The 24,518-nt window shown below is 59.2% G+C and carries 28 protein-coding genes; 13 read left to right on the top strand and 15 right to left on the bottom strand.

Features of this window, described 5'->3' with window-relative positions:
• Positions 1-59 precede the first annotated feature (59 nt).
• Positions 60-230 (bottom strand): PA1571 family protein, encoded by a 171-nt coding sequence (locus tag N018_RS27745; RefSeq protein WP_032606401.1) that lies wholly within the window; start codon positions 228-230, stop codon positions 60-62.
• A 285-nt stretch (positions 231-515) separates the two neighbouring features.
• On the opposite strand from N018_RS27745, the gene N018_RS08385 reads away from it, so the two are divergent.
• The gene (locus tag N018_RS08385) at positions 516-2,285 is read left to right on the top strand and encodes an ABC transporter transmembrane domain-containing protein (RefSeq protein ID WP_024644176.1); all 1,770 of its coding nucleotides are present in this window, start codon (positions 516-518) and stop codon (positions 2,283-2,285) included.
• A 56-nt stretch (positions 2,286-2,341) separates the two neighbouring features.
• On the opposite strand, the gene N018_RS08390 is transcribed toward N018_RS08385, so the two are convergent.
• Both N018_RS08390 and N018_RS08395 read right to left on the bottom strand, forming a co-directional pair.
• Complete coding sequence (locus N018_RS08390; protein WP_024644177.1) at positions 2,342-2,623, bottom strand: pyrimidine/purine nucleoside phosphorylase; 282 nt, start codon at positions 2,621-2,623, stop codon at positions 2,342-2,344.
• A gap of 98 nt (positions 2,624-2,721) precedes the next feature.
• On the bottom strand, positions 2,722-3,264 hold the full coding sequence (locus tag N018_RS08395; RefSeq protein WP_024644178.1) for an exonuclease domain-containing protein: 543 nt from the start codon (positions 3,262-3,264) through the stop codon (positions 2,722-2,724).
• Positions 3,265-3,520: 256 nt separating this feature from the next.
• Here N018_RS08395 and N018_RS08400 point away from each other — a divergent pair, with 256 nt between their 5' ends.
• Complete coding sequence (locus N018_RS08400; protein WP_024644179.1) at positions 3,521-4,348, top strand: substrate-binding periplasmic protein; 828 nt, start codon at positions 3,521-3,523, stop codon at positions 4,346-4,348.
• 305 nt (positions 4,349-4,653) lie between these two features.
• Here the strand turns inward: N018_RS08400 and N018_RS08405 are convergent, their stop codons facing one another.
• Together N018_RS08405 and eat are read right to left on the bottom strand one after the other, a co-directional pair.
• Positions 4,654-4,821 (bottom strand): DUF2897 family protein, encoded by a 168-nt coding sequence (locus tag N018_RS08405; protein ID WP_007252154.1) that lies wholly within the window; start codon positions 4,819-4,821, stop codon positions 4,654-4,656.
• A gap of 119 nt (positions 4,822-4,940) precedes the next feature.
• On the bottom strand, positions 4,941-6,305 hold the full coding sequence (eat, locus tag N018_RS08410) for an ethanolamine permease (RefSeq protein ID WP_025389321.1): 1,365 nt from the start codon (positions 6,303-6,305) through the stop codon (positions 4,941-4,943).
• Between the two features lie 290 nt (positions 6,306-6,595).
• Between eat and pyrF the strand changes: the two genes are divergently transcribed.
• On the top strand, positions 6,596-7,294 hold the full coding sequence (gene pyrF / locus N018_RS08415; RefSeq protein WP_025389322.1) for an orotidine-5'-phosphate decarboxylase: 699 nt from the start codon (positions 6,596-6,598) through the stop codon (positions 7,292-7,294).
• Positions 7,295-7,427: 133 nt separating this feature from the next.
• Here the strand turns inward: pyrF and N018_RS08420 are convergent, their stop codons facing one another.
• Complete coding sequence (locus N018_RS08420) at positions 7,428-8,435, bottom strand: NADP-dependent oxidoreductase (protein WP_024644183.1); 1,008 nt, start codon at positions 8,433-8,435, stop codon at positions 7,428-7,430.
• A 232-nt stretch (positions 8,436-8,667) separates the two neighbouring features.
• Between N018_RS08420 and N018_RS08425 the strand changes: the two genes are divergently transcribed.
• Entirely contained in the window at positions 8,668-9,600 is a 933-nt protein-coding gene (locus N018_RS08425) for a S66 peptidase family protein (protein ID WP_024644184.1), read from the top strand.
• Positions 9,601-9,616: 16 nt separating this feature from the next.
• On the opposite strand, the gene N018_RS08430 is transcribed toward N018_RS08425, so the two are convergent.
• Entirely contained in the window at positions 9,617-10,810 is a 1,194-nt protein-coding gene (locus N018_RS08430) for a benzoate/H(+) symporter BenE family transporter (RefSeq protein WP_024644185.1), read from the bottom strand.
• A 116-nt stretch (positions 10,811-10,926) separates the two neighbouring features.
• Positions 10,927-11,397, bottom strand: coding sequence for a MarR family winged helix-turn-helix transcriptional regulator (locus tag N018_RS08435; RefSeq protein ID WP_024644186.1), 471 nt, complete (start codon positions 11,395-11,397; stop codon positions 10,927-10,929).
• A gap of 82 nt (positions 11,398-11,479) precedes the next feature.
• Between N018_RS08435 and N018_RS08440 the strand changes: the two genes are divergently transcribed.
• Genes N018_RS08440 through N018_RS08450 form a run of 3 tightly spaced genes read left to right on the top strand, consistent with a single transcriptional unit; the run spans position 11,480 to position 13,699 of the window.
• Positions 11,480-12,646 carry a PLP-dependent aminotransferase family protein gene (locus N018_RS08440; protein WP_025389323.1) on the top strand — a complete coding sequence of 389 codons (1,167 nt, stop codon included), beginning with the start codon at positions 11,480-11,482 and terminating at the stop codon, positions 12,644-12,646.
• A gap of 36 nt (positions 12,647-12,682) precedes the next feature.
• Positions 12,683-13,285: a glutathione S-transferase family protein gene (locus N018_RS08445; RefSeq protein WP_024644188.1), complete on the top strand. Its 603-nt coding sequence runs from the start codon at positions 12,683-12,685 to the stop codon at positions 13,283-13,285.
• 27 nt (positions 13,286-13,312) lie between these two features.
• Positions 13,313-13,699: a lysozyme inhibitor LprI family protein gene (locus N018_RS08450; protein WP_025389324.1), complete on the top strand. Its 387-nt coding sequence runs from the start codon at positions 13,313-13,315 to the stop codon at positions 13,697-13,699.
• A 21-nt stretch (positions 13,700-13,720) separates the two neighbouring features.
• Here the strand turns inward: N018_RS08450 and N018_RS08455 are convergent, their stop codons facing one another.
• The 5 genes from N018_RS08455 to N018_RS08475 form a co-directional block, all read right to left on the bottom strand.
• Entirely contained in the window at positions 13,721-14,092 is a 372-nt protein-coding gene (locus N018_RS08455; RefSeq protein ID WP_038401724.1) for a glutathione S-transferase N-terminal domain-containing protein, read from the bottom strand.
• An 81-nt stretch (positions 14,093-14,173) separates the two neighbouring features.
• Positions 14,174-14,719 (bottom strand): GTP cyclohydrolase I FolE, encoded by a 546-nt coding sequence (folE, locus tag N018_RS08460; RefSeq protein ID WP_024644191.1) that lies wholly within the window; start codon positions 14,717-14,719, stop codon positions 14,174-14,176.
• 446 nt (positions 14,720-15,165) lie between these two features.
• Positions 15,166-15,723, bottom strand: a complete 558-nt coding sequence (locus N018_RS08465) for a Smr/MutS family protein (protein WP_024644192.1) — start codon at positions 15,721-15,723, stop codon at positions 15,166-15,168.
• Positions 15,724-15,768: 45 nt separating this feature from the next.
• The gene (locus N018_RS08470; RefSeq protein WP_025389326.1) at positions 15,769-16,086 is read right to left on the bottom strand and encodes a hypothetical protein; all 318 of its coding nucleotides are present in this window, start codon (positions 16,084-16,086) and stop codon (positions 15,769-15,771) included.
• 142 nt (positions 16,087-16,228) lie between these two features.
• Positions 16,229-16,819 (bottom strand): cysteine hydrolase family protein, encoded by a 591-nt coding sequence (locus tag N018_RS08475; RefSeq protein ID WP_024644194.1) that lies wholly within the window; start codon positions 16,817-16,819, stop codon positions 16,229-16,231.
• A 249-nt stretch (positions 16,820-17,068) separates the two neighbouring features.
• Here N018_RS08475 and prmB point away from each other — a divergent pair, with 249 nt between their 5' ends.
• A complete protein-coding gene (gene prmB, locus N018_RS08480; protein WP_024644195.1) occupies positions 17,069-17,977 on the top strand; it encodes a 50S ribosomal protein L3 N(5)-glutamine methyltransferase in 909 nt (302 codons plus the stop codon).
• A gap of 53 nt (positions 17,978-18,030) precedes the next feature.
• Here prmB and N018_RS08485 read toward each other — a convergent pair whose 3' ends face one another.
• Together N018_RS08485 and N018_RS08490 are read right to left on the bottom strand one after the other, a co-directional pair.
• Positions 18,031-18,840 (bottom strand): hypothetical protein, encoded by an 810-nt coding sequence (locus N018_RS08485; protein WP_080274806.1) that lies wholly within the window; start codon positions 18,838-18,840, stop codon positions 18,031-18,033.
• Between the two features lie 93 nt (positions 18,841-18,933).
• Entirely contained in the window at positions 18,934-19,947 is a 1,014-nt protein-coding gene (locus N018_RS08490) for an alpha/beta hydrolase (protein WP_025389328.1), read from the bottom strand.
• Positions 19,948-20,088: 141 nt separating this feature from the next.
• On the opposite strand from N018_RS08490, the gene aroC reads away from it, so the two are divergent.
• The 5 genes from aroC to mtnC all read left to right on the top strand — a co-directional run bounded on the left by aroC (position 20,089) and on the right by mtnC (position 24,310).
• Entirely contained in the window at positions 20,089-21,180 is a 1,092-nt protein-coding gene (gene aroC, locus N018_RS08495; RefSeq protein WP_024644198.1) for a chorismate synthase, read from the top strand.
• A gap of 30 nt (positions 21,181-21,210) precedes the next feature.
• Positions 21,211-22,374, top strand: a complete 1,164-nt coding sequence (locus N018_RS08500) for an MFS transporter (RefSeq protein ID WP_024644199.1) — start codon at positions 21,211-21,213, stop codon at positions 22,372-22,374.
• Positions 22,371-22,988: a methylthioribulose 1-phosphate dehydratase gene (locus N018_RS08505; protein WP_025389329.1), complete on the top strand. Its 618-nt coding sequence runs from the start codon at positions 22,371-22,373 to the stop codon at positions 22,986-22,988. The genes N018_RS08500 and N018_RS08505 overlap by 4 nt, the downstream gene beginning before the upstream one ends.
• 77 nt (positions 22,989-23,065) lie before the next feature.
• Positions 23,066-23,611 carry a 1,2-dihydroxy-3-keto-5-methylthiopentene dioxygenase gene (locus tag N018_RS08510; protein ID WP_024644201.1) on the top strand — a complete coding sequence of 182 codons (546 nt, stop codon included), beginning with the start codon at positions 23,066-23,068 and terminating at the stop codon, positions 23,609-23,611.
• Between the two features lie 15 nt (positions 23,612-23,626).
• Positions 23,627-24,310 (top strand): acireductone synthase, encoded by a 684-nt coding sequence (gene mtnC / locus N018_RS08515; RefSeq protein ID WP_024644202.1) that lies wholly within the window; start codon positions 23,627-23,629, stop codon positions 24,308-24,310.
• Positions 24,311-24,518: the final 208 nt, after the last annotated feature.

A 24,518-nucleotide genomic window follows, 5' to 3' on the forward strand; every position in this document is an offset into this window, starting at 1 on the left:
CATTGATTGCGCATAAAAAACCCGACAGCAAGGTCGGGTTTCAAAGGATTCGACAGGTCTTATTTTTCAGGTGTTACCCAGTTCTTGTCGCATTCCTGACAGGCCACCTGGACCATTTCTTCGGTGATCAGTACTTCGTGCCCGTCCTGGTCGAGAATGGCACCGCCAACCGGCAGGTTGGGCGTGGCTCGTACGACTTGAACTTCGGTGCTGCGCTCGTGCAGGCTCATGGTGTCTCTCCTTTCATCAGGTAACGGCGTTAAATTAACCGCGCTTGATGACCGGTCCGTGACAGGTACTGTCAGCCGCTCAAACGCGATACCAGTGCAACAGAAACAATGCTGCTCTGCCAGCATGCGCTTAGATCGTTGTCGTCTAGCGGCGCTGTGAAGCAGTCATAACCTGACCCTTGGAACAGGGCGCAAGTTCACTCGTAATGACGCTCAGCGTCGCCTGTCTGACAGGTGTAGGCTTGGCGATTCGATCATATCGGCAGACCGGCAGGCTCATATTTCATGATTTCACTGTTTTCCGAGCGTCAGCGCCAGGCCATACGTCTGGCCGCGAGCTTCATCGCTCCATATCGCTGGCAGGCACTGGGCGCGCTGCTGGCGCTGGTCGTCACGGCGGGCATCACCCTGTCGATAGGGCAGGGCATCAAGCTGATGATCGACCAAGGATTCATGACGCGTTCCGCGCAACTGCTCGAACGCTCGATCGGCTTGTTCATGCTGTTGACGATCGGTCTGGCCATCGGGACGTTTACACGCTTCTACCTCGTGTCGTGGATCGGTGAACGCGTGGTTGCCGATTTGCGCAAGAAAGTCTTTGATCACCTCATCGAATTGCATCCGGGGTTCTATGAAAATAACCGCAGCTCGGAAATTCAGTCGCGACTGACCGCCGACACCACCTTGTTGCAGTCGGTCATCGGTTCGTCGCTGTCGATGTTTCTGCGCAACGCACTGATGGTGATTGGCGGCATTGTGTTGCTGTTCATCACCAACCCCAAACTCACCAGCATTGTAGTTGTGGCCTTGCCGCTGATCATTGCGCCCATTCTCATGTTCGGTCGACGGGTGCGCAACCTGTCGCGCGAAAGTCAGGACCGGGTCGCCAACGTGGGCAGCTATGTGGCCGAGGCACTGGGGCAGATCAAGACGGTCCAGGCCTACAACCATCAGCAACAGGACAAACAGCGCTTTTCGCAGACCGTGGAGCAGGCGTTCGACACCGCCCGCAAGCGGATTCTGCAGCGTTCCTGGCTGATTACGCTGGTCATCGTTCTGGTGTTGGGTGCCGTCGCCGTGATGTTGTGGGTGGGCGGTATGGACGTGATCAACGGCCGTATTTCCAGCGGTGAACTGGCAGCGTTCGTGTTCTATGCGCTGGTGGTCGGCATGGCGTTCGGCACGTTGAGTGAGGTGATCGGCGAGTTGCAGCGCGCAGCCGGTGCCGCCGAGCGTATCGGCGAACTGCTTCAGGCACGCAGCGAGATCCGTGCGCCAGCTACCGACCTGCTGACGTTGCCGCCGCGCATCAGTGGCCGTCTGGCCCTGGAAAACGTCAGCTTTGCCTATCCGTCACGGCCCGAGCGCAACGCCGTCGATAACCTGACCCTGAACGTGGAGCCCGGCGAAACACTGGCGCTGGTCGGCCCTTCGGGGGCGGGCAAGTCAACGATCTTCGACCTGCTGCTGCGTTTCTATGACCCCGCGCACGGGCAGATTCTGATCGAGGGAATGGCGGTCGAGCGCCTTGATCCTCATGACCTGCGCCGCTGTTTTGCGCTGGTCTCGCAATCGCCGGCACTGTTTTTTGGCAGCGTCGAGGACAACATTCGTTATGGCAACGCGAACGCCAGTTTCGAGCAGGTAGAGGCGGCCGCCCGGATCGCACATGCCCATGAGTTCATTTTGGAAATGGCCGACGGCTACCGCACCCATCTGGGCGAGGGCGGGCTTGGCCTGTCAGGAGGGCAACGACAACGTCTGGCGATTGCCCGCGCATTGCTGGTAGACGCGCCGGTGCTGTTGCTGGACGAAGCCACCAGCGCGCTTGATGCGCAAAGCGAGTATTTGATTCAACAAGCGTTGCCGAGCCTGATGCAGGGCCGAACCACGCTGGTAATCGCACACCGGCTGGCCACGGTACAGAATGCTGATCGCATTGCAGTGATGGATCAGGGAAGGCTGGTGGCTGTCGGTACGCATCAGCAGCTGATTGCCAGCAACCCGCTGTATGCACGCCTGGCGGCGTTACAGTTCAATGCCGGCAGGGAATGACGAAAGGAAAGTTTTACCGACCACGGTGGGAGGCAGCTACCTCCCCCTGATCAGGCTCAGCGATATTCACACAGGTAAGCGGTATCGACGCTCACCTTGATCTGGAACTTGCTGTTCGCCGGTACATTGAACTGGCTGCCGGTAGTGAAAGTTTCCCAATCGCTGCTGTCGGGAAGTTTCACATTCAACTCACCGGAAATGACGTGCATGATTTCCCGTTGCGCAGTACCAAACTCATATTCGCCCGCTGCCATGACGCCGATGGTTGCCTGACCGTCGGCCTGGCTGAAGGCGATGGATTTGACGGTGCCGTCGAAGTATTCGTTGACCTTGAACATGGGCGGTTCCTTATGAAAGGGCTGGAAGTGGCCTACCAGTATGCCCAACACGCCATACCTCGTCACGCCTGATTAATGTCGTGCGCAACAGCCTGTGATCAGTTTGTGAGTATCAGTGGCAACAATCTGGCGGTGTTGCGGGCATCGACCAGTGCCCGGTGTTGCTGACCGGAAAACTGCATACCGGCCAGTTGCAGGGCGCTGTTCAGACCCATGGGTTTCTGCAGATGGCGTGCCTGGGCAAAACGCTGTTTGAGATTGACGTGTGGCATGCCGGAGAGGGCGCTGTCGAGTTGATGATTACGCCATTCCTCTTCCAGTTGCTGACGGTCGTAATCCCCCCAGCTCGCCCAACCCACGACACGGGCGCGATGATGACCCAGCCAGCGCTCGAACTGCGGCCAAACGGCTGTCAGCGGCGCGGCGCTGTCGATGTTGCTTTGGTTGATATGGGTCAGTTCGCGACAGAAATGGGTCAGCAGCGGTCTGCGAACGGGGCGTACGAAGCGCTCGAAATGGTCCAGCTCGCGCCCGTCCTGATTGACCAGCGTCGCGCCTATCTCGATGACTTCCATTTCTGCGACCGGCCAGCCACCCTCTTCGGTGGTTGCCTCCAGATCAATCACCAGCCAATGCGGCATTACCAAGCTCCCTTACCCTGTTGAATGACTACAGCTTAGGTACATTGACCTGCCATGCCGGACGATGCTGCCCACCGGTGGCAGCATCTTTCCTGCCTGCCTTGGTAATGACCACCCTATAACGCATTGGTGCCGTGTGCGAGTTCATTGCTCTCCTACACAGACGATACTTGAAATGGATTGACGCCGGTGATTTGACAGTTGTTTAAATCAGGGAAACCGCATAGCGTGGGGGGCTTTGATTAATGTTGTTTTTATGAAAAGACTTGCAGTGATAATCAATGGGCAACTGCGCGGGACTGCAACGGGCGTATTGCTGTTCCTTTCGCTGGTGACGGCGTCGCCGTCTTTCGCAGCGCAAGTCGTGCGTGTGGCCGCGGTGCATTTCCCGCCGTACATGGTGCGTCCCGAAAAAGGCGAAGACGCCGGCCTGCTGCCACATCTGATCACCGCCTTGAATACCGCGCAGGATGATTACCAGTTCGTGATGATCCCGACTTCCGTGGCCCGGCGCTTTCGCGACTTTACCGAAGGCCGTTTCGACATCGCGATCTTTGAAAACCCGGACTGGGGCTGGAAAGATATTCCCCATGAAACAGTCGATATGGGGCTTGAAGATGCAGAAGTGTATGTTGCGCGGCGTATCGAAGGACGCGATCAGGATTATTTCGACACGCTGTCGGGGAAGCGCCTGGCCGTGTTCTCCGGCTACCATTATGGTTTTGCCAACTTCAATACCAATCAGAAGTTTCTCAACGAGCACTTCAACATTGCCTCGACGTATTCTCATGACAGCAATCTGCTGATGGTTGTGCGCGGAAGAGCAGACATTGCGCCTGTTACCCGTTCTTATCTGATTGACTTCATGGCGCATAACAAAGCCGAGGCCGAGCAGTTGATGGTGTCTGACCGCGTCGACCAGGTCTATCGGCAATATGCGTTATTACGTCCCGATGGCGCTATCGACGTATCACACTTCACGGTGTTGCTGGACAAGCTGCGCAGTGATGGAACACTGGCGACTATCTTTCAGCCGTTGCACATCAAGGTACTGCCGATGGCTGCTGAAGGCGCTACGCAGTAGGGCAAACCATGGACGCTGCGCTTATCGCTATGCGTAACTCCTGATGAGCCGGAAAATGATGCGTCCAGGTTTCTGCCCGAAGGGCGTAGGAGCGAACTTGTTCGCGAAGAAGACGTGGGTCCAAACGCCGTGTTTCCGGGAACTGCACCAGCCTGCTTGGCGAGCAATGCGAATCGCCGCCGCGGTCGTTCTCACGAGACTTATGTATAACGATGACCGCTACGCCTCGGCACGAGAGTCTGCCAGGTTTGCCGGGTCCAGATAGAGAAGGGTGACAGCCTCGACGGTCTGCCACCCTTGCTGACTCAGCGATCCCTGGCGTCCTTGGCGTCCATTTCCGCGTTGCGCTCATGGACGCGCTTGAGCTGTTCTTCGGTCAGGGGCAGTTTCTTGGCTGTGTCGCGCAGCATCATAAGACCGCCGACGATCGAGCCGATGGCTACGAGCAGAATTAACCAGGCATACCAGGGCATAGCGCTCTCCTTGTTGTGATACCGGTTTGAGCAGCGAGGCGGCCCAATGGTTCAAGTGTACGCGCCATAGACGTGTTGCGTGCAAGACGGTTTGCACGCAACAGGGGGACATTTTCGGCTTACTGGCCGGTCAGCATCGCATCGGCCGGTGCAGCGGCGCGCGACTTGGCGGTCAGGCTGAAGTAGATGAAACCGATAGCCATCAGTCCCAGGAAGATCAAGCCGATCAGCATGTTGAACCAGGCCATTGCGATCAGGCACACCACCGCCAGAACCAGAGCAATGCCGGGCACAACAGGGTAGCCGGGCGCGCGGAAGGTACGTTCCAGTGTGGGTTCGGCCTTGCGCAGTTTGAACAGGCTGAGCATGCTCATGATGTACATGACAATCGCACCGAACACAGCCATGGTGATCATGGCAGCGGTGAGGGTCATGCCGCTCAGGTTGATCAGGCCGTCGCTGTAGATCGCGGCGATGCCGATCACGCCACCGGCAATGATCGCCCGGTGAGGCGTTTGAAAGCGCGACAGCTTGGCCAGCGAGGCGGGCAGGTATCCCGCACGGGCGAGGGCGAAGAACTGGCGCGAGTAACCCATGATGATGCCGTGGAAGCTCGCGACCAGCCCGAACAGGCCGATCCAGACCAGCATGTGCAGCCAGCCGGAGCTGTCACCGACGACTGCTTTCATGGCTTGCGGCAGAGGGTCATTGATGTTTGCCAGGGTGCGCCAGTCGCCCACGCCACCGGCAAACAGCATCACGCCAAGGGCCAGCAGCACAAGGGTGATGATCCCGCTGATGTAAGCTTTGGGGATCGTACGTTTCGGGTCCTTGGCCTCTTCGGCGGCCATGGCTGCACCTTCGATGGCCAGGAAGAACCAGATGGCAAAGGGGATCGCCGCAAACATACCGGCGATGGCTTCAGGCCCGAATGTCTGCGAACCCGCCCAGCCATTGAGGGCGAAATTGCTGAAACTGAACGCTGGCGCTACCACGCCCATGAACACCAGCAACTCGGCGACTGCCAGGATGCACACCACCAGTTCGAAGGTCGCTGCCAGCTTCACGCCCACAATGTTGAGCGCCATGAACACGATGTAGGCACCAACTGCGGCCTGTTTGGGGTCCAGACCCGGATACTGCACGTTGAGGTAGGCACCGATGGCCATGGCGATGGCCGGTGGCGCGAACACGAACTCGATCAGTGTCGCCATACCGGCAATCAGCCCGCCTTTTTCGCCAAAGGCGCGGCGGCTATAGGCGAACGGGCCGCCTGCGTGGGGGATCGCAGTGGTCAGTTCGGTAAAACTGAAGATGAAACAGGTGTACATGGTCGCGACCATCAGGGCTGTTACCAAAAAGCCCAGCGTACCCGCCACGCCCCAGCCATAACTCCAGCCGAAGTATTCGCCGGAGATTACCAGCCCGACCGCAATCCCCCATAAATGAAGTGTGCCGAGTGTTGGCTTGAGTTGAGTACTCATATTGTCTCCCTGAGGTTCTGTAATCGTTGAAACATCTTGTTGCAGAGGCCGTGCCAGTGCATGAATGACCGTCGCAATGCTTCAAAAGAGGTCGTTTGCAGAACGTCTGGGTGAATCGATTCACTTCTGCGGTCGGGTTTGGTGCGGGCTGGCGCGCGAGTGTTCGCTGCAAGTGCACGGAGTTATTGGGTTTTTCAATGCGATCCGGGCAAATGCCGATCTACGGGTCCCGCCCGTTCACCGGTTCGGCTACAATGCGCGCCGATTTCGACTTACCTGAGACCACGCTCATGTCCGCCTGCCAGACTCCTGTCATCGTCGCCCTGGATTTTCCGACCCGTGAAGCCGCCCTGCGACTGGCGGATCAACTTGATCCCAAACTGTGCCGGGTCAAGGTTGGCAAGGAGCTGTTTACCAGTTGTGCTGCGGACATCGTCGAAACCCTGCGTGACAAGGGCTTCGAGGTGTTTCTGGATCTCAAATTCCATGACATCCCCAACACCACGGCAATGGCGGTCAAAGCTGCGGCAGAGATGGGCGTGTGGATGGTCAATGTGCACTGCTCCGGCGGGCTGCGCATGATGACTGCGTGCCGTGAGGTACTTGAACAACGTACCGGTCCACAGCCGTTGCTGATTGGCGTGACAGTACTGACCAGCATGGAGCGCGAAGATCTGGCCGGTATTGGCCTGGACGTCGACCCGCAAGTGCAGGTCTTGCGTCTGGCTGCGCTGGCTGAAAAGGCAGGCATGGACGGGCTGGTCTGTTCCGCAATGGAAGCGCAGGCGCTGAAAGCTGCCCATCCATCACTGCAACTCGTTACCCCGGGCATCCGCCCGGCGGGCAGCGCGCAAGACGATCAGCGCCGCATCCTGACCCCGCGCCAGGCACTCGACGCAGGTTCCGATTACCTGGTCATCGGTCGCCCGATCAGCCAGGCCGCCGACCCGGCCAGGGCGCTAGCCGCAGTGGTAGCCGAACTGGCTTGAACGGAAACGCACGGTAGACCCGCTCGTGCCACTGCTCGTGTCGGCATGCATTTCTGAACGCTCCGCGTCCGCTTTTGGGCGCAGAGCGTAGCCATACGCAGGGGCGTGAGCAACGCTAGGTGACCGGCGATGCTTAGTCGACTTTCAAAATCAACTTGCCGGAGTTTTCGCCGGTAAACAGCTTCAGGAATGTCTCGGGGAAGGTCTCCAGGCCTTCTTCGATATGCTCCTTGCTCTTGAGCTTACCTTCCTTGATCCAGCCGGCCATGACCTGACCGGCTTCTGCGAAGCGGTCAGCGTGGTCGAGTACAATAAAGCCTTCCATGCGCGCGCGGTTGACCAGCAGTGACATGTAGTTGGCCGGGCCTTTGACGGCAGTGGTGTTGTTGTACTGGCTGATTGCGCCGCAGATCACCACACGGGCACCGACCGCCAACTGGCTGAGTGCCGCGTCGAGAATGTCGCCGCCGACGTTATCGAAGTAGACATTCACGCCATCTGGACAATGTTGTTTCACAGCGTCCATGACGTCTTCGGACTTGTAATCGATAGCAGCATCGAAACCCAGTTCCTCCGTCAGCATGCGGCACTTTTCCTTGCCCCCCGCGATACCGACAACTCGGCAACCTTTGATTTTGGCAATCTGCCCGGCCACGCTGCCGACTGCACCCGCTGCGCCGGAGATCAAGACAGTGTCGCCACTTTTCGGCTGGCCTACATCCAGCAGCGCTAGATAAGCAGTCATGCCGGTCATGCCGAGCGCTGACAAATACAGCGGCAGCGGCGCCAGGCTGGTGTCTACCTTGTAGAAGCCCTTGGGCTCGCCGATAAAGTAGTCCTGCACACCCACGGCCCCTTGCACGTGATCGCCCACGGCAAATTTGGGATTTTTCGATTCGAGCACTTCACCCACGCCCAGGGCGCGCATGACTTCGCCCAGTTCTACGGCCGGGATGTAGGATTTGCCCTCGTTCATCCAGCCACGCATGGCCGGGTCCAGGGACAGGTATTTGTTTCTGACAAGGATCTGGCCGTCTGCGAGAGCCGTCACCGGGACGGTCTGATACGTGAAGTCATCACGGCGCACAGTGCCCGAAGGACGCTTGGCGAGCAGGAACTGGCGATTGGAAAAATCAGTCATGGCAGGGCCTCATAAAAATTGGTTCAAGAATGGATTCAAACGCTCGCGGTGCTGTTAAGGCAAGAAGCGATCATCAAGCGAATGCCGTTTGATCCATGTGATTGATAGGAGTCCGGTCAGGCTATGGCGTTCAGCTTGATCTGCAGATGACGCATGTTGATTGTTGATATGGCTTGAGTCACACACCGCAGTACTCTAGATTCCTCGTTCGATGAACGCTTGGATGATCGTAATGCCGGCCACTTCTTTACATACCCTTCAACCTCAAGTCCTGCGCGCGGGTGACGCTGTGGCGCTGGTATCTCCTGCCGGGCCTGTAGCGGCTTCCAGGGTCGAAGCGGCAGTCGAGGTACTCAAGGGGTGGGGGCTGCGGCCGCGGGTCTATCCTCATGCCCTGGGGGCTTATTCATTCTACTCAGGGACCGACGAGGAGCGGCTCGCCGACCTCAACGCAGCACTGGCTGATCCGGAAATCCGCGCGGTGCTTTGCACGCGCGGTGGCTACGGCGTACAGCGGATCGTGCAACAGGTAGACATGGAGGCCGTGCGCCGCGACCCGAAGCTGGTGACTGGCTTCTCGGACATTACCGCCCTGCACGGCGCGCTGTGGAATCATGCGCGTCTGGCGACCATTCACGGGCCGATAGCCGCGCAACTGGAGCGCGGCGGTCTGTTCGTCAGCGGCATGCGCCACGTGCTGATGAGCACCGAGCCGGTCCTGCTCAAGGCAGATCCTGCTTCGCCGACCGCCCGTGTGCGTACCGCAGGCAGCGCTCAAGGGCTGTTGCTTGGCGGTAACCTGTGCATGCTCGATACCTCTGTCGGCACGCCATTCATGCCGGACCTGACCGGAGCAATTCTGCTCATCGAGGAAGTCAACGAGCCTGCTTACCGGGTCGACCGCATGCTGACCCATCTGGGCAACTGCGGCATTCTCGGGCGTCTGGCGGGTATTGCCATCGGCGAGTTCACGCCCGCACCGAACACCGGCGGCACCATCAGCCCGGCGCATGTATTACTGGAACGACTGGGCGGTCTGGGCATTCCGGTGCTCGGCGGTTTGCCGTTTGGTCATGGCGACCTCAATCAGGCCGTACCGCTGGGGATGCCGGCAATTCTCGATGCAGATGCCGGAACTCTGCTGGTGTCCGCAGCCGCTCGCTAAAGCGCGAGGCAGATACTCAATCGGCCTTGCGCGCATTCAGAATCAGCAGCGTCAGTACGCCTGCGAGGATTCCCCACAATGCCGAGCCGATGGAAAACAGCGTCATGCCCGATGCGGTGACCATGAAGGTGACCAATGCGGGCTCGCGCTCTGTCGGTTCGGCCATGGCGACCGTCAAGCCGTTGATGATCGAGCCAAACAACGCCAGTGCCGCAATCGACAGCACCAGTTCCTTGGGGAACGCGCCGAACAGGGCGGCCAGGGTCGCGCCGAAGATGCCGGCAACGCCATAAAAAATGCCACACCAGATCGCTGCGGTGTATCGCTTCGCCTTGTCGGGGTGAGCGTGTGGGCTGGTACAGATTGCCGCGCTGATGGCGGCCAGGTTGATCCCGTGGCAACCGAACGGCGCTGTCAGCAGCGAGGCAATGCCGGTGGTTGAAATCAGTGGCGAGGTGGGAGGGTAATAACCGTCGGCGCGTAACACCGCCACGCCCGGCATGTTCTGCGAGGTCATGGCGACCACGAACAGTGGAATGCTGATGCTGACGGTTGCCGCCCAGGAAAATTCCGGCGTGGTCCATACCGGCACGGCCAATTCCAGAGCCAGCCCGCTAAAGTCCAGTAATCCCGACAGGCCAGCGATCACAATGCCGACCAGCAGCGCGAGCAGCACCGAGTAGCGTGGCGAAATGCGCTTGACCAGCAGATAAGTGAGAAACATGCCCGCCACCAGACTGGTACGGTGCTGGGCAGCAACAAATATTTCGCTGCCGATCCGGAACAGAATGCCTGCCAGCAGGGCCGCCGCCAATGAAGCGGGCAAGCGCCTGACCAGCCGTTCGAACGTGCCGGTCATGCCACACAGAATGACCAGGATCGCGCTGGTGATAAAAGCACCGACAGCCTGCGGGTAGGTGACGCCGCCCAGACTGGTGATCAGCAACGCGGCACCAGGGGTCGACCACGCCACGGTGATGGGGGTGCGATAACGCAACGAGAGGCCGATGCTGCACACCGCCATGCCCATGAACAAGGACCATAGCCACGAAGAAACCTGCGCACTGGTGAGCCCCGCAGCCTGTCCGGCTTGAAACATCAAGGCCAGCGAACTGGTGCAACCGGTCATCACGGCGATGAAGCCGGCGACTATTGCTGACGCCGATGAGTCGGCCAGCGGGCGCAGCGGCACCTTCAGGGTTTCGTGCATGGAGGGTATTCCTTGAAGCGGGCAGGTAGCGAAGGGCGCCAAGCCTAAACGCAGGCTCGCGCGGCCTTACGATACAGCGATACGCGTAAACGCCAGCACAGTTGCAAAAGGCTCGCTTACTCGGTGCCTGCGCCTGCGGGGCATGCTCCGGATTGCAACGTCTGCCCCAGTGCGCGGTTGACCGCCAGCCAGCCATCCACTGCTTGCTGGCCTGCATCACCAAACACGCGCTGCAGCAGTTTGACCTGCTCGCGGCGTAGCGCCTCTTCGAAGCGTGTGCCGTCCTCGGTCAGCGCCAGCAGCCGCTTGCGCTTATCGGCCTCGGGTGCGGCGCTGTTCACCAGGTTCATCGCGATCAACTGGCGCAGCGGCGCGTTAAGCGCCTGTTTGCTGACGCCCAGTACCGTCAGCAGCTCTTTGACGCTCAAGCCGGGGTAGCGAGCGATGAAAAACACAATCCGCTGATGCACTCGGCTGAAGCCGCGTCTGGCGAGCATTTCATCGGCTTTTGCAGTGAACGCCTGATAGCCGAAGAAGAACGCTTCCATGGCCATTTGCTGATTGGCTGGTTTTTTAAGGTCAAGCATATTGACGTATCCGGTTGGTGCGTCGTAATTTGAGTCAACAAGTTTGACTTATTTTCATTGGCCTCGGCTACAGGTAATCAACATGGCATTCTCTGAACGCGTTTCCCGTCTGAAAAGCTCCCTGATTCGCGAGATACTTGCCGCCGCCCAGCGTCCGCAAGTGATGTCGTTCGCTGGTGGCCTGCCTGCCGAGTCGATGCTGCCCAAAGTCGAGTGGGCCGACATGCCGGGTGCACTGGGTCAATATGGCATGAGCGAGGGCGAGCCCGCCTTGCGCGAAGCTCTCGCTGCCGAGGCGCGTGCGCTGGGCATTGCCTGTGAAGCCAGTCAGGTGATGGTGGTCAGCGGTTCCCAGCAGACACTCGATCTGGCCGCCAAGCTCTACATCGACAAGGGCACCGAGGTTCTGCTGGAAGCGCCGACCTACCTGGCTGCCTTGCAGATATTCCAGCTGTTTGGCGCTGACTGCATCACGGTACCGTTGCTGGCCGAGGGCCCGGATCTGCATGCCATGCGCCAGCGGCTGGAGCGGCACAGGCCAGCTTTCGCGTACCTCATCCCGACCTTCCAGAATCCTTCAGCGGTGCGCTACAGCCAGGCCAGTCGCGATGCGGTCGCGGCCCTGCTCGACGAGTTCGGCGTGACGCTCATCGAGGATGAGCCGTACCGCGAGCTGACGTTTGACGGCGGCAGTGCCAAACCGATCGTCAGCAACCTCAAGAAGGCCAGCTGGATCTACACCGGCACCGTGTCGAAGACGCTGCTTCCTGGTCTTCGCGTGGGTTATCTCATTGCCAGCCCTGATCTGTTTCCGCATCTGCTGCGCCTGAAACAGTCTGCCGACCTGCACACCAACCGTTTGGGGCAATGGCAGGCCTTGCAGTGGATCGGTACTGAACACTATCGTGAGCATCTGGGCACACTGCGTGAGTTCTATTGCGGTCGACGTGATGCCTTTGAACAGGCTTTGCAACAGTACTTCGCAGATCTGGCCGTGTGGAACAGCCCGCAAGGCGGCCTGTTCTTCTGGTTGACCCTCAAACAGCCGCTGGACACCCGCACTCTGCTGGATGCAGCACTGGCGCAGGATGTGGCCTTCATGCCGGGCGAGCCGTTTTTCGCCGACCCTGACGCCAACCACGGTTATCTGCGGCTTAATTTCAGTCACATTGATCCGGCGCGTCTGGATGAAGGTATAAAACGACTGGCATCGGTCGTGCGTGCAGCACAGAATCTGCAAGCGGCTTGATCCTATCCAACCCGGACACACCAAGGGAGCAGGGCCATGTACAAGGTTTATGGTGATTACAACTCGGGCAATTGCTACAAGGTCAAGCTGATGCTCAACCTGCTGGGCAGCGAGTATGAGTGGGTGCCAGTGAATATTCTCAACGGCGAAACCCAGACCCCGGCCTTTCTTGAAAAGAATCCCAACGGCAAGATTCCTGTGCTGGAGCTGGATGACGGCACATGCTTGTGGGAATCCAATGCGATTCTCAACTTCCTGGCCGACGGCTCCCGCTACCTGCCGAGTGAGCCGCGTTTGCGGACTCAGGTGTTGCAGTGGCAGTTCTTCGAGCAATACAGCCACGAGCCTTCGGTGGCGGTCGCGCGGTTTATCCAGTTTTACCTGGGGCTGCCAGCTGAACGCATGGTTGAATATCGCGCGATGCAGAAGTCCGGCTATCGTGCTCTGGCCGTCATGGAACAGCAGCTCGACCGTACGCCGTTTCTGGTCGGCGACAATTTCTCGATCGCCGATATTGCCTTGTATGCCTACACTCATGTGGCGCATCAGGGCGGCTTCGACCTGGCACCCTATACCGGCATTCGCCGCTGGCTGCAGCGGGTTCAGGCTCAGCCTGGCTATATCGGCATGCTGGACTGATCCGATCATTTTGAGGGCAACGAATTCATGCGTACTGCACTTGCACTTCTCGCCGCCCTCATGGCGCTAGGCGTCGGTTGTTCCGCTCAGGCCGAGGATTGCAACGCCAATCAGGCGAGCATGAACACATGTGCCGCCAATGAGCTGGCGACACTCGACGCGGATCTGAACAAGCAATACAAAGCGCAGATGGCCTGGCTCAAGAGCCCCGGGAAAAAACTGGCGTTCAAGGACGCACAGCAGAAGTGGATCGTCTTGCGTGATGCCGATTGCCTGTATCAGGCGGGCAAGCCCGAGGATTCGGGTTCGATCTGGCCGCTGGTGCAATCGCAATGCCTGGCCGAGCAGACCAGGGTGCGGCTCAAACAACTGAAAACTTACGTGGCCTGTCGCGAGGAAGGTTGCCCGCGCTGATGCGCGTCGGGCAATCGTGGTTCAGATGGCCCCGAAGCGTCGGTCCAGATAGTCGATGATGACTTTGGATTCGTACATCCAGACGGTCTTGCCAGCTTCTTCTATGCGCAGGCAAGGCACCTTGATCCTGCCGCCCTCATTGAGCAGGGTCTGGCGATCCAGTTCGTTGTTCTTCGCATCGCGCAGTGCGACCGGAACGTTGAGGCGGCGCAGGGCGCGGCGGGTCTTCACGCAGAACGGGCAGGCGTGAAACTGATACAGGGTCAGGTCCTGGGCCGCTTCGTTGACGACCGCCTGAGCCTGAGGATCACGCTTTTTCCTGCTCGGGCGAGTCAGGAAGTCAATGCCGATGACGAGTTGGCCAAGGCCGACTCTTAACGCTTTCATGAACACGGTCATACCTCTTGCGGGCTGTTGCATAAATCGGCCGGGCGTTCAACGTGCATCATGGCACGTGAACACAGGCTGAACGGCTCACTTGATCAGGCTGAGAAACTCGCTGCGCGTGGCGGCGTTTTCACGGAATTCGCCCAGCATCACTGAAGTGATCATGGCCGAATTCTGCTTCTCGACACCACGCATCATCATGCACATGTGCTTGGCTTCGATCACTACCGCAACGCCCAGTGCACCGGTGACCTGCTGAATAGCTTCAGCAATCTGGCGGCTGAGGTTTTCCTGAATCTGCAAGCGACGGGCGTACATGTCGACGATCCGAGCCACCTTGGACAGGCCCAGAACCTTGCCATTCGGGATATACGCCACGTGTGCCTTGCCAATGAACGGCAGCAAATGGTGTTCGCACAGCGAGTACAGTTCGATGTCCTTGACCATCACCATTTCACTGGCATCCGAGCTGAACAGGGCATCGTTGGTGACTTCTTCCAGCGTCTGCGCATAACCGCGACACAGGTACTGCATGGCCTTGGCGGCGCGCTTGGGGGTGTCCAGCAAACCTTCACGCGAGACGTCCTCGCCCAGTTGCCCGAGGATGGCGGTGTAATTCTGTTCCAGTGTCACAGGACTGTGTTTCCGTGTGGGTTTCGATAAACGCGAGAGCATGGCCCGTCGCCGAGGCGCACATAGTAGCGTACGCACGGGGGAGGGTGCACGGCAGCGCAGTAAATCAACTGGTCGGGTTGCGGTTTGTGTCGTATCGCTTACACGTTGGCAACCCGATCGCTACCCACTTTCGACACCTGCGTTGTCTGAGCTTGCAGGTCATCAATCAATTGCCTGTCGAGAGAGTAAATCCGGATGTTGAGTCGAGTAGCAAAAATAGCGATGTTCGCCATCGTACTGTCGTCGGTTTCCGGTTGCTGGCCGTTCTGGCCTGGTCCGGGCGGGCATGGCGGTGGGGGCGGGCACCATGAAGGCGGTGGTCCTGGCCCTGGCGGTCCTGGCCCGCGCTGAGTATTGAATCAGGCAGCGCGCTGTCCCTGGCGTGTCAAAGGGCGCGAAGAGGCTTACTCGTCGCGTCCTTCCATCATGGTGCGTTTCAGCACCACGTACACCGCGCCGGCACCGCCGTGCTTGGCCAGGCATGAGCAAAAGCCCAGCACCTGCGAATGTTGACGCAGCCACGTATTGACGTGACTTTTGATCATCGGACGTTTGCCGTCCAGACGCACTGCCTTGCCGTGAGTGACGCGCACGCAGCGTATTTCCAGTTTGGTCGCCTCTGCCAGAAACTCCCATAATGTCTCACGCGCCACCTCCACGGTCATGCCGTGCAGGTCGAGGCTGCCCTCGAAGCTGATCTGACCGAGTTTCAACTTGCGCATCTGGCCTTCCTGCACGCCGTCACGCGACCAGCTCAGAACATCTTCCGGTCCGACATCGATCACGAACTGGTCGGAGAGACCGTCCACCGTCACCGAATCGGTGCGCACGGTCGCGGACTGACGCAGGCGGGCGAGCATTTTTCGATCAGCTTTGGGTTTGCCGACATCGGCGTGTTCATGCTTGAGCGGCTTTACGCCGCGCGTCTCGCTTCTGAACAGGGAAAAATCGTCGTCTTGCATGGGGCCTCCGCGAAGGAGGCTAGTCTAACCGTTCGAACGAGCGGGTCAGTTGTGTTTTTTCATCAAATGGGCGGAGATGCTCAAGCCGCTTGCACCCCGTTGACGACGCAAACGGCGCCATAGCCAGACACCCAGGTAAAACACCAGCAATCCACTGATCGCAACGAACGCGGCACCACCCGGGCTGGCGTTCAGTTCGCCCAGCATCTGAGGATGAGTGATCAGGCTGGACGCACCGGCGACGGTCAGCAAGATGCCCAGCGCAACCAGCAGCAGCGCGATCAGCGTGCCAATACGTTTGCGCCAGTTGCCCTGGCCTTTGTTGCGCAGGCGACGTGCATTGAAACCACCTGATGTCTTCATGCGTTTTCCTCAGCTGGTATCGGCTCAATAAGTATCGGCGCTGTGACCCTGGGCAGGAGAGTGTGTTCCCGCCGCCGGTGCATACCAGAGCCGCAAAGGATGGACGGTCATGTGAGCGGCGTCACACAACTCATCAATAGGGTCAGATCAGGTCTTTGGTCAGGGCCAGGGTAGCGAAGTTGTCGGCCATGATCGCCATTTCGGTTCTGTGTACCACGTGGGCACTGACCACGCCATGCTGGCTTGGCAGGTCGCGGGTTGCGCAGGCGTCATCAACCAGCGTGCAGCGATAACCGTAGTCCTTGGTCGCGCGAACGGTGGTGCTGATGCTGGAGTGGCTCATGAAGCCGCAGACAATCAGGTCCAGATGACCCAGGCTTTGCAGCAGTTCATGCAGGCCGGTGCCATTGAATGCATTAGGCAGACGTTTTTCGACCAGATGCTCATCGCCTTGCGGCAGCAGTTCCGGAACCAGTTGACCACGCTCGCCCTGCGGGTCGAACAGACCGCCCACGGTGCCCAGATGGCGAACGTGAACGATCGGGCATTTGACCGCGCGCGCCTTGGCCACCAGCAAGCCGATATTGGCCAGAGCTTCGTCTACACCGGTCAGGGCCAGCGGGCCGCTAAGGTATTCTTTCTGCGCGTCGATGATGATCAGCGTCGCGTTGCTCAGGTTGGCATGTGCATGTACACGGCCGCTGAGTTGAAACATGGTCTTTAAATCGGACATTCACGGGCTCCTTTGAGTGGGGCTATTGCGTCATTGTCCTCTGGCTGAGCCGTTCTGGGAATGGCAACCATCGCAAGCCCCGGTTTTTATGGGCTGCAGGGCAGGTGGCGGGCGTACTGTATGGCGGTTTGCCTTGATGGCGGTAGCCGAATCGTGGAAACTTCCACGCCTGTCGGGTACGAAGAGTGCGACGTTGTTCGGATCCAGGCCTTTCACAGTGGCTCGTCGTTTTTTCCAAGGAGTTTGTCCATGATCACTTCCCGTTTGCGTACCGTGCGCGACCATATCCGTTGGGCCGTCAGCCGCTTTCATCAGGAAGACGTGTTTTTCGGTCATGGTACTGACAATGCCTGGGACGAAGCGCGGCAACTGGTGCTGGGCGCCCTGCACCTGCCTTGGGAAATTGCCGACAGCTACCTGGATTGCCGCCTGGAAATCGATGAGGTCTCCGAGCTGCAGCGCCTGATCAGGCGCCGCATCGACGAGCGCGTGCCGACGCCTTACCTGCTTGGCGAGGCGTGGTTCTGCGGTATGTCGTTCATCGTCGATGACCGCGTGCTGATCCCGCGCTCACCGATTGCCGAGCTGATCGAAGAGCGTTTCGCACCCTGGCTGGCCAGTGAGCCTGAGCGAATTCTCGACCTCTGCACCGGCTCCGGCTGTATCGGTATCGCCTGCGCCGACGAGTTTCCCGATGCCGAAGTGGCGCTGGCCGATCTTTCCTATGATGCGCTTGAAGTGGCCAACCAGAACATTGAACGCCACGGCATGGACGCGCGCGTCTATACCGTTCAGGGCGATGGTTTCGACGGCTTGCCGGGACAACGCTTCGACCTGATCGTCTCCAATCCGCCCTATGTGGATGCCGAGGATTTTGCCGACATGCCGGACGAGTATCAGCACGAGCCCGAGCTGGCGCTGGCCTGCGGCAGCGATGGTCTGAACCTGGTACGCCGCATGCTGGCGCAGGCCGCCGATCATCTGACCGAAAAAGGCTTGCTGATCGTCGAAGTAGGCAACAGTCAGGTTCACGTGCAGGCGCTTTACCCGGAGGTCGATTTCGCCTGGCTGGACTTCAAACGGGGTGGGCACGGCGTGTTCATGCTCTCTGCCGAGCAGTGCCGTGCTCACCAGGCGGTGTTCCAGTCACGGGTCTGAAGCGAGGGTGAGTCGGGGCTGGCATCGGCCCCTTTACCTTGTGGGTAAACGACCTAGCGGTGAGTGGCGATCCAGATCAACAGTCCCGCCTGAAAGACCGCGAAGGTCACCAGACAGGCAATCGTGAAGCGCAGACTGGCGTCTTCGCGCTTGTATTTGCCAACCCGGTCTTCGTGCTGGCGAATGGTCACTTCCTGCTCGATCATGCTTTTCTCGGCTTTCTCCAGCATTTGCGACGCTTCGAGAATCTCGACGATCTGTACCTTGTCATTGTTCCAGGTGCTGTGCAGGTTGCCGACGTGCACGTCCTTGATACTGCCTTTCATGTGCTGAGCATCGGCGTAGACGACCTCAAAGCCCAGGGTGCGCAAAAAGTGATCACGGCGCAGACGGGTGTCTTCGTTCAAGCCGTCCTTGCTGGCGAGTGCCACGCCTTCAATCTTGTAGGTAGACCAGCGTTTCTGCGCCCAATGCACCGCGTGAGCGATCATGAAGCGGCCTATACCCCGATTCCACGGCTCGATCTGCAAGCCGGGTTGTGGGCCAAAGCGCACCGTGCGCGTCACATGGTCGGCCCAGACATCCAGGTTGTTCTGCTCCTTGCGGACTCGCTGACCGGGCAACTGAACGTTGATGCGCAGCAGGCTCAGCTCTTTGTTGTGTCGCTCGGCACGACCGAACTGTACAAAACGCAACGGCCGTCCACCGGTGGCTCGGTCGGTCGGCTGTGGCGCCAGACGCAACATCTGAAAGCTTTCAGGCAGGACGTCATCCCACGGCTGTGGCGCTACCGGCACTTCGACTTCGGCTTCGGCACTGGCGGGGTCTGCGATGGTTTCGGTCATGGTATTCGCGTCAGTCATTAACAATGGTCCTGTCCCTGGCCATGTGTAGCAAACACGAAGCCATCAAACAGCTATCGGCCGGATCTCCCGCGACTGAAGGGCGGCCGACTGTCAGTTTTTCTGGTCCACCTCCGGCAGGGCCTTGATGAAGCGCAGAATGCGTGAGGTGACTTCCTTGGCCAGCGGCTGGGTGGGGTTGCGGTAGGACAGCAACTGTTGCTGCAGATCGTCGGGCACGATGCGCAGTACGTGGTTCATACCGTCGATCAACGCCAGTTCGGCGTCAGGCTTGGCTTTTTGCAACAGCAGCGCGTCGCCCACACCCACCTGAATGTCATTGCGCCCCTGAACGATCAATGCGGGCATTTTCAAGGCGCCGAACGCGGCGGCCGGGTCCTGGCGGAACAGCGAGATCAGGTAGGGCTGGACACTGGGGCGAAATACCACCTCCAGCTCCGACGGCACGTTGTCATCAGTCTTGCCCGCCTTTAGCTCGTCCAGCAGTTGATTGCTGCGCTGGAGCAGTTCCGGTGGCAAGCGCTCCTGAAACTGTTCACGCAGCACCTGATCCACCGGTCGCCCGGTGCCGGCCACGGAAATCAGTGCTGCAGCACCGGCCTTTTCGGCAGCCAGCGTGGCGACCAGCGCGCCTTCACTGTGGCCCAGCAGGATCAATGGGCCCAGGCGCGTATTGGCTTTCAAGGCTCTGGCCCAGAGCTGCACGTCGGCAACGTAACGTTCGACGCTGAGATTGCGCTCGTCCGGTGTGACCGCCTTGCTGGCCGCAACGCCACGCTTGTCGTAGCGCACGCTGGCGATATTGTTGCTGGCCAGGATCACCGCCAGGCGTTTCATGCTGTCGTTGCGGCCGCCCTCGGGGTTATTGCCATCGCGGTCGGTGGGGCCGGAACCGGCGACGATCAGCACCACTGGCACCGGTTTGTCCGAGCGCGGCATCATCAGGGTGCCGTAGAGCTTGCCGTTTTCAGTGTCTACGCTGACCTGGCGTTGTACTGTGCTTGGTGCGGCAGCGCTGGCGGTGGCTGCGAAGAAAATCAGGGTCAGAGGCAGGGCCAGCAGGCGCAGCCTGTTTGCAGCTCGAAGCAGGGAATTACCGGATAACATCGCAAGGCCATCATGGGAGGTGTCACGCTTGGACGCACGCGGCCACAGAAGGTTCGAGGATGAACTGAACCGCGAGCCTGCGTATACTGGCGCGCTTGGTTAAACGATCTGGTTTTTTGGCTGATTTCTCGGAGCGCCCGCATGTCCGGCAACACTTTCGGCAAGCTGTTCACTGTCACCACCGCTGGCGAGAGCCATGGACCGGCGCTGGTCGCTATCGTCGACGGCTGCCCGCCGGGGCTGGAGCTTGACCTGCACGATCTGCAGCGCGACCTGGACCGGCGCAAGCCTGGCACCAGCCGCCACACCACGCAGCGTCAGGAGGCCGACGAGGTTGAAATCCTCTCGGGCGTCTTCGAGGGCAAGACCACCGGGGCCTCCATCGGTCTGCTGATCCGTAACACCGACCAGAAGTCCAAGGACTACTCGGCCATCAAGGACCTGTTCCGTCCAGCCCACGCCGATTACACCTACCACCACAAGTACGGCACTCGTGATTACCGGGGCGGCGGTCGCAGCTCTGCACGCGAAACCGCCATGCGCGTCGCTGCCGGGGCTATCGCCAAAAAGTACCTGGCGACTCAGGGCATTGTCATTCGTGGTTACATGAGCCAGCTCGGTCCGATCCAGATCCCGTTCAAGACCTGGGATTCGGTCGAGGACAATGCCTTTTTCTGCCCCGATCCCGACAAGGTCCCCGAGCTGGAAGCCTACATGGACCAGTTGCGTCGTGACCAGGACTCGGTTGGCGCGAAGATCACCGTGGTCGCCGACGGCGTGATGCCAGGCCTCGGTGAACCGATCTTTGACCGCCTGGACGCTGAACTGGCCCATGCGCTGATGAGCATCAATGCGGTCAAGGGCGTAGAGATCGGCGCAGGTTTCGACTGTGTTGCCCAGCGCGGCACCGAACATCGCGACGAGATGACGCCGCAGGGTTTTCTGTCGAATCAGGCCGGTGGCATTCTGGGCGGTATTTCCTCAGGCCAGCCGATCATTGCGCATCTGGCTCTCAAGCCAACGTCCAGCATCACCACGCCGGGACGTTCCATCGATGTCGATGGCAACGCAGCCGATGTCATCACCAAAGGACGTCATGACCCGTGCGTCGGCATTCGCGCCACGCCGATTGCCGAGGCGATGATGGCCATCGTATTGCTGGATCACCTGCTGCGTCATCGCGGGCAGAATGCCGATGTCAGAGTCGACACACCTGTGCTGGCGCAGTTGTAATGCGTGCTGTCACGGTCGCGGTTCGCTAGCGTGACGGCACTTCCCGACAGGCAGCTTCCGTATTGGCGGCTGTCCGGGTTTTATGTGTGTTATTTCGCCTTGCTCGGCTCGGCGGCGCCGTTCATGGCGTTGTACCTCCATCACCTGGGCTTTTCCAGCGCACGCATTGGCGAATTGATCGCCATCCCGATGCTGATGCGTTGCATTGCGCCGAATATCTGGGGCTGGCTGGGTGATCACACTGGGCGCAGGCTGACCATCGTGCGCTTCGGCGCACTCTGCACATTGCTGGCGTTTTCGCTGATTCTGGTCGACAAGAGTTACGCATGGCTGGCAATGGTCATGGCGCTGTATGCGTTCTTCTGGCACGCCATTCTGCCGCAGTTCGAAGTCATCACCCTGGCGCACCTGCGCGGCCAGACCTCGCGCTACAGCCAGATCAGGCTGTGGGGCTCGATCGGTTTCATTATGGCGGTAGTGGTGCTGGGACGCGTCTTCGAGCGTTTCAGCCTGGACCTGTTTCCCTACATTCTGCTGGCGGTCATGGCCGGCATTGCGATCAGCAGCTGGTGGCTGCCCAATGCCCAGCCGCTGGCCTCGCAGCAGGAGGCAGAGGCGGGTGGCTTTCTCAGGCAACTGACCCGGCCTGGCGTGATCGCGTTCTATATCAGCGTCGCGCTGATGTTGCTCAGCCATGGCCCGTATTACACTTTTCTGACCCTGCACCTCGAAGCGCTGGGTTACAGCCGCGGTCTGATCGGCATGCTGTGGGCCGTCGGGGTGGTGGCTGAAGTGCTGATGTTCATGCTGATGAGCCGGATACTGCTGCGTTTTTCCGTTCGCCAGGTACTGTTCGCCAGTTTTCTCCTGGCCGCGCTGCGCTGGCTGCTGCTGGGGCTGTTTGCCGATCATTTGGGCGTGCTGTTGATTGCCCAGGTGATGCATGCTGCAACATTTGGCAGCTTTCATGCGGCTGCCATCCATTTCGTGCAACGTAGCTTTGGCCCACGTCAGCAGGGTCAGGGACAGGCGCTGTACGCAGCGTTGTCTGGCGTGGGCGGTACATTGGGCGCGTTGTATTCCGGTTATAGCTGGAGCGTGTTGGGGCCTGCCTGGACGTTTTCGATTGCCAGCCTTGCAGCCCTCGCAGCAGCCGTCATGATTGTCACACCCAAGAAAGAGGAAGGTGTATGAGCCGCGAACAACTGAGCCTGGAAATCATCGAAGCCGGGCGCTTCCTGTACGGCCGTGGCTGGTCGCCTGCCACCAGCAGCAATTATTCGGTGCGCCTGTCTGCCAGCGAAGCGCTGTTGACCGTGTCCGGCAAGCACAAGGGCCAGTTGGGTATGGACGATGTGCTGGCCACCGATCTGGCAGGCAACAGTCTGGAGCCAGGCAAAAAGCCGTCTGCGGAAACCTTGCTGCATACCCAGTTGTACAGCTGCAGGCCGCTGGTCGGCGCAGTGCTGCACACCCATTCGGTGAATGCGACCGTGCTGTCGAGGCTGACCGCTGCCGATCATCTGGTGTTCGAAGACTACGAGCTGCAAAAAGCCTTTCAGGGTGTAGTGACACATGAGTCGCGGGTGGTGGTCCCGATTTTCGACAACGATCAGGACATTGCGCGTCTGGCCGCCAACGTGCAGCCATGGCTGGACGCCCACCCCGATTGCGCGGGCTATCTGATTCGCGGCCACGGTCTCTATACCTGGGGCGCGAAAATGAGCGATGCGTTGCGGCAGATCGAAGCGTTCGAGTTTCTGTTCGAATGTGAATTGAAAATGCGCACGGTGATGAACCGTCAATGACGCTGTATTAGGCAGCGTGTATGCCTGACCGGCCTGTAAAAGCCGGAAGGCGTTGCCCCAAACCGAGGATTCATGCCATGAGCAGCCTGTCCGTTTACCACGTTTCAAGCCCTGATACCCCCAACAAGGTACTGACCCATCTGGAAGACATCGCCTCGACCCTGGCCGAGCACGGTGTGGCGTTCGACCGCTGGGAGGCCGCGACGCCGATAGCGCCCGGGGCCAGTCAGGAAGAGGTCATCAATGCCTATCGCGCACAGATCGACACGCTGATGACCGAGCGCGGTTACGTCACCGTTGACGTGATCAGCCTCAACAGTGATCACCCGCAAAAAGCCGAATTGCGCGCCAAATTTCTTGAAGAGCATCGGCACGGTGAGGATGAAGTCCGCTTTTTCGTCGCCGGACGCGGCCTGTTCACACTGCATATCGATGACTATGTGTACGCCATACTCTGCGAAAAGAACGACTTGATCTCGGTGCCCGCCGGCACCCGGCACTGGTTCGACATGGGCGAGCATCCGCATTTTGTCGCCATTCGCCTGTTCAACAATCCGGAAGGCTGGGTGGCCAATTTCACCGGTGAAGACATTGCTGGCCGTTTCCCTCGGCTGGAAGACTGACAGGAGCCGATTCTGATGCCCATCAAAGCTATCCTCACGGATATCGAAGGCACTACCAGCGCAGTAAGCTTCGTTTTCGACGTGCTGTTTCCATTTGCCAGAAAGCACCTGCCTGACTTCGTTCGTCAGCATGCCGATCAGCCTTCGGTGGCCACGCAACTGCAGGCTGTAAGAGAGCAAAGTGGCGAGCCCGACGCCGATGCAGAGCGCGTTATTGAAATCCTGCTGGAGTGGATTGCCGAAGACCGCAAGGCCACGCCGCTCAAGGCGTTGCAGGGCATGGTCTGGGAGCAGGGCTATAACGCCGGACAGCTCAAGGGGCATGTTTATCCGGACGCCGTTGATGCGCTGAAACGCTGGCATCAGGACGGTTATAAACTTTATGTGTATTCGTCAGGCTCGATCCAGGCTCAGCAACTGATCTTCGGCTGTTCCGAGGCGGGCGATCTCTCCGGTCTGTTCAGCGGCTACTTCGACACAACGTCTGGCCCCAAGCGTGAAGCGCAGTCTTATCAAACGATTGCACAAGCCACAGGGTTCGCCGCGCAGGACATTCTGTTCCTGTCCGACATCGTCGAAGAGCTGGATGCCGCTCAGGCTGCCGGCATGGCAACCTGTGGTCTGGTGCGTGATGGCGGAACCCTGGCCGGTCATGAAAACGTGGTCAGCTTTGCGCTTATCGATCCCGCCGTTTTCTAGGCATTTTTCGCCCCCTGCATGCGGCACCGTTTGACGCCGCAGCATCTTGCTCCATCAACTGGCAAGCTATTTTCTGTAAGCAGCATCCTGCTTTTTGGTGGGACGTTGCCTGTTTGAAAGTGCTCTGATTCTGTTTGTTTTTGCCGTTGTTTTTCTACGCGATTAATCGTGTAAGTTCTGCGCCAATGTCCTCGGGGGCAACAACTGT

The organism is Pseudomonas syringae CC1557 (assembly GCF_000452705.1).
Taxonomy (GTDB): domain Bacteria; phylum Pseudomonadota; class Gammaproteobacteria; order Pseudomonadales; family Pseudomonadaceae; genus Aquipseudomonas; species Aquipseudomonas syringae_F.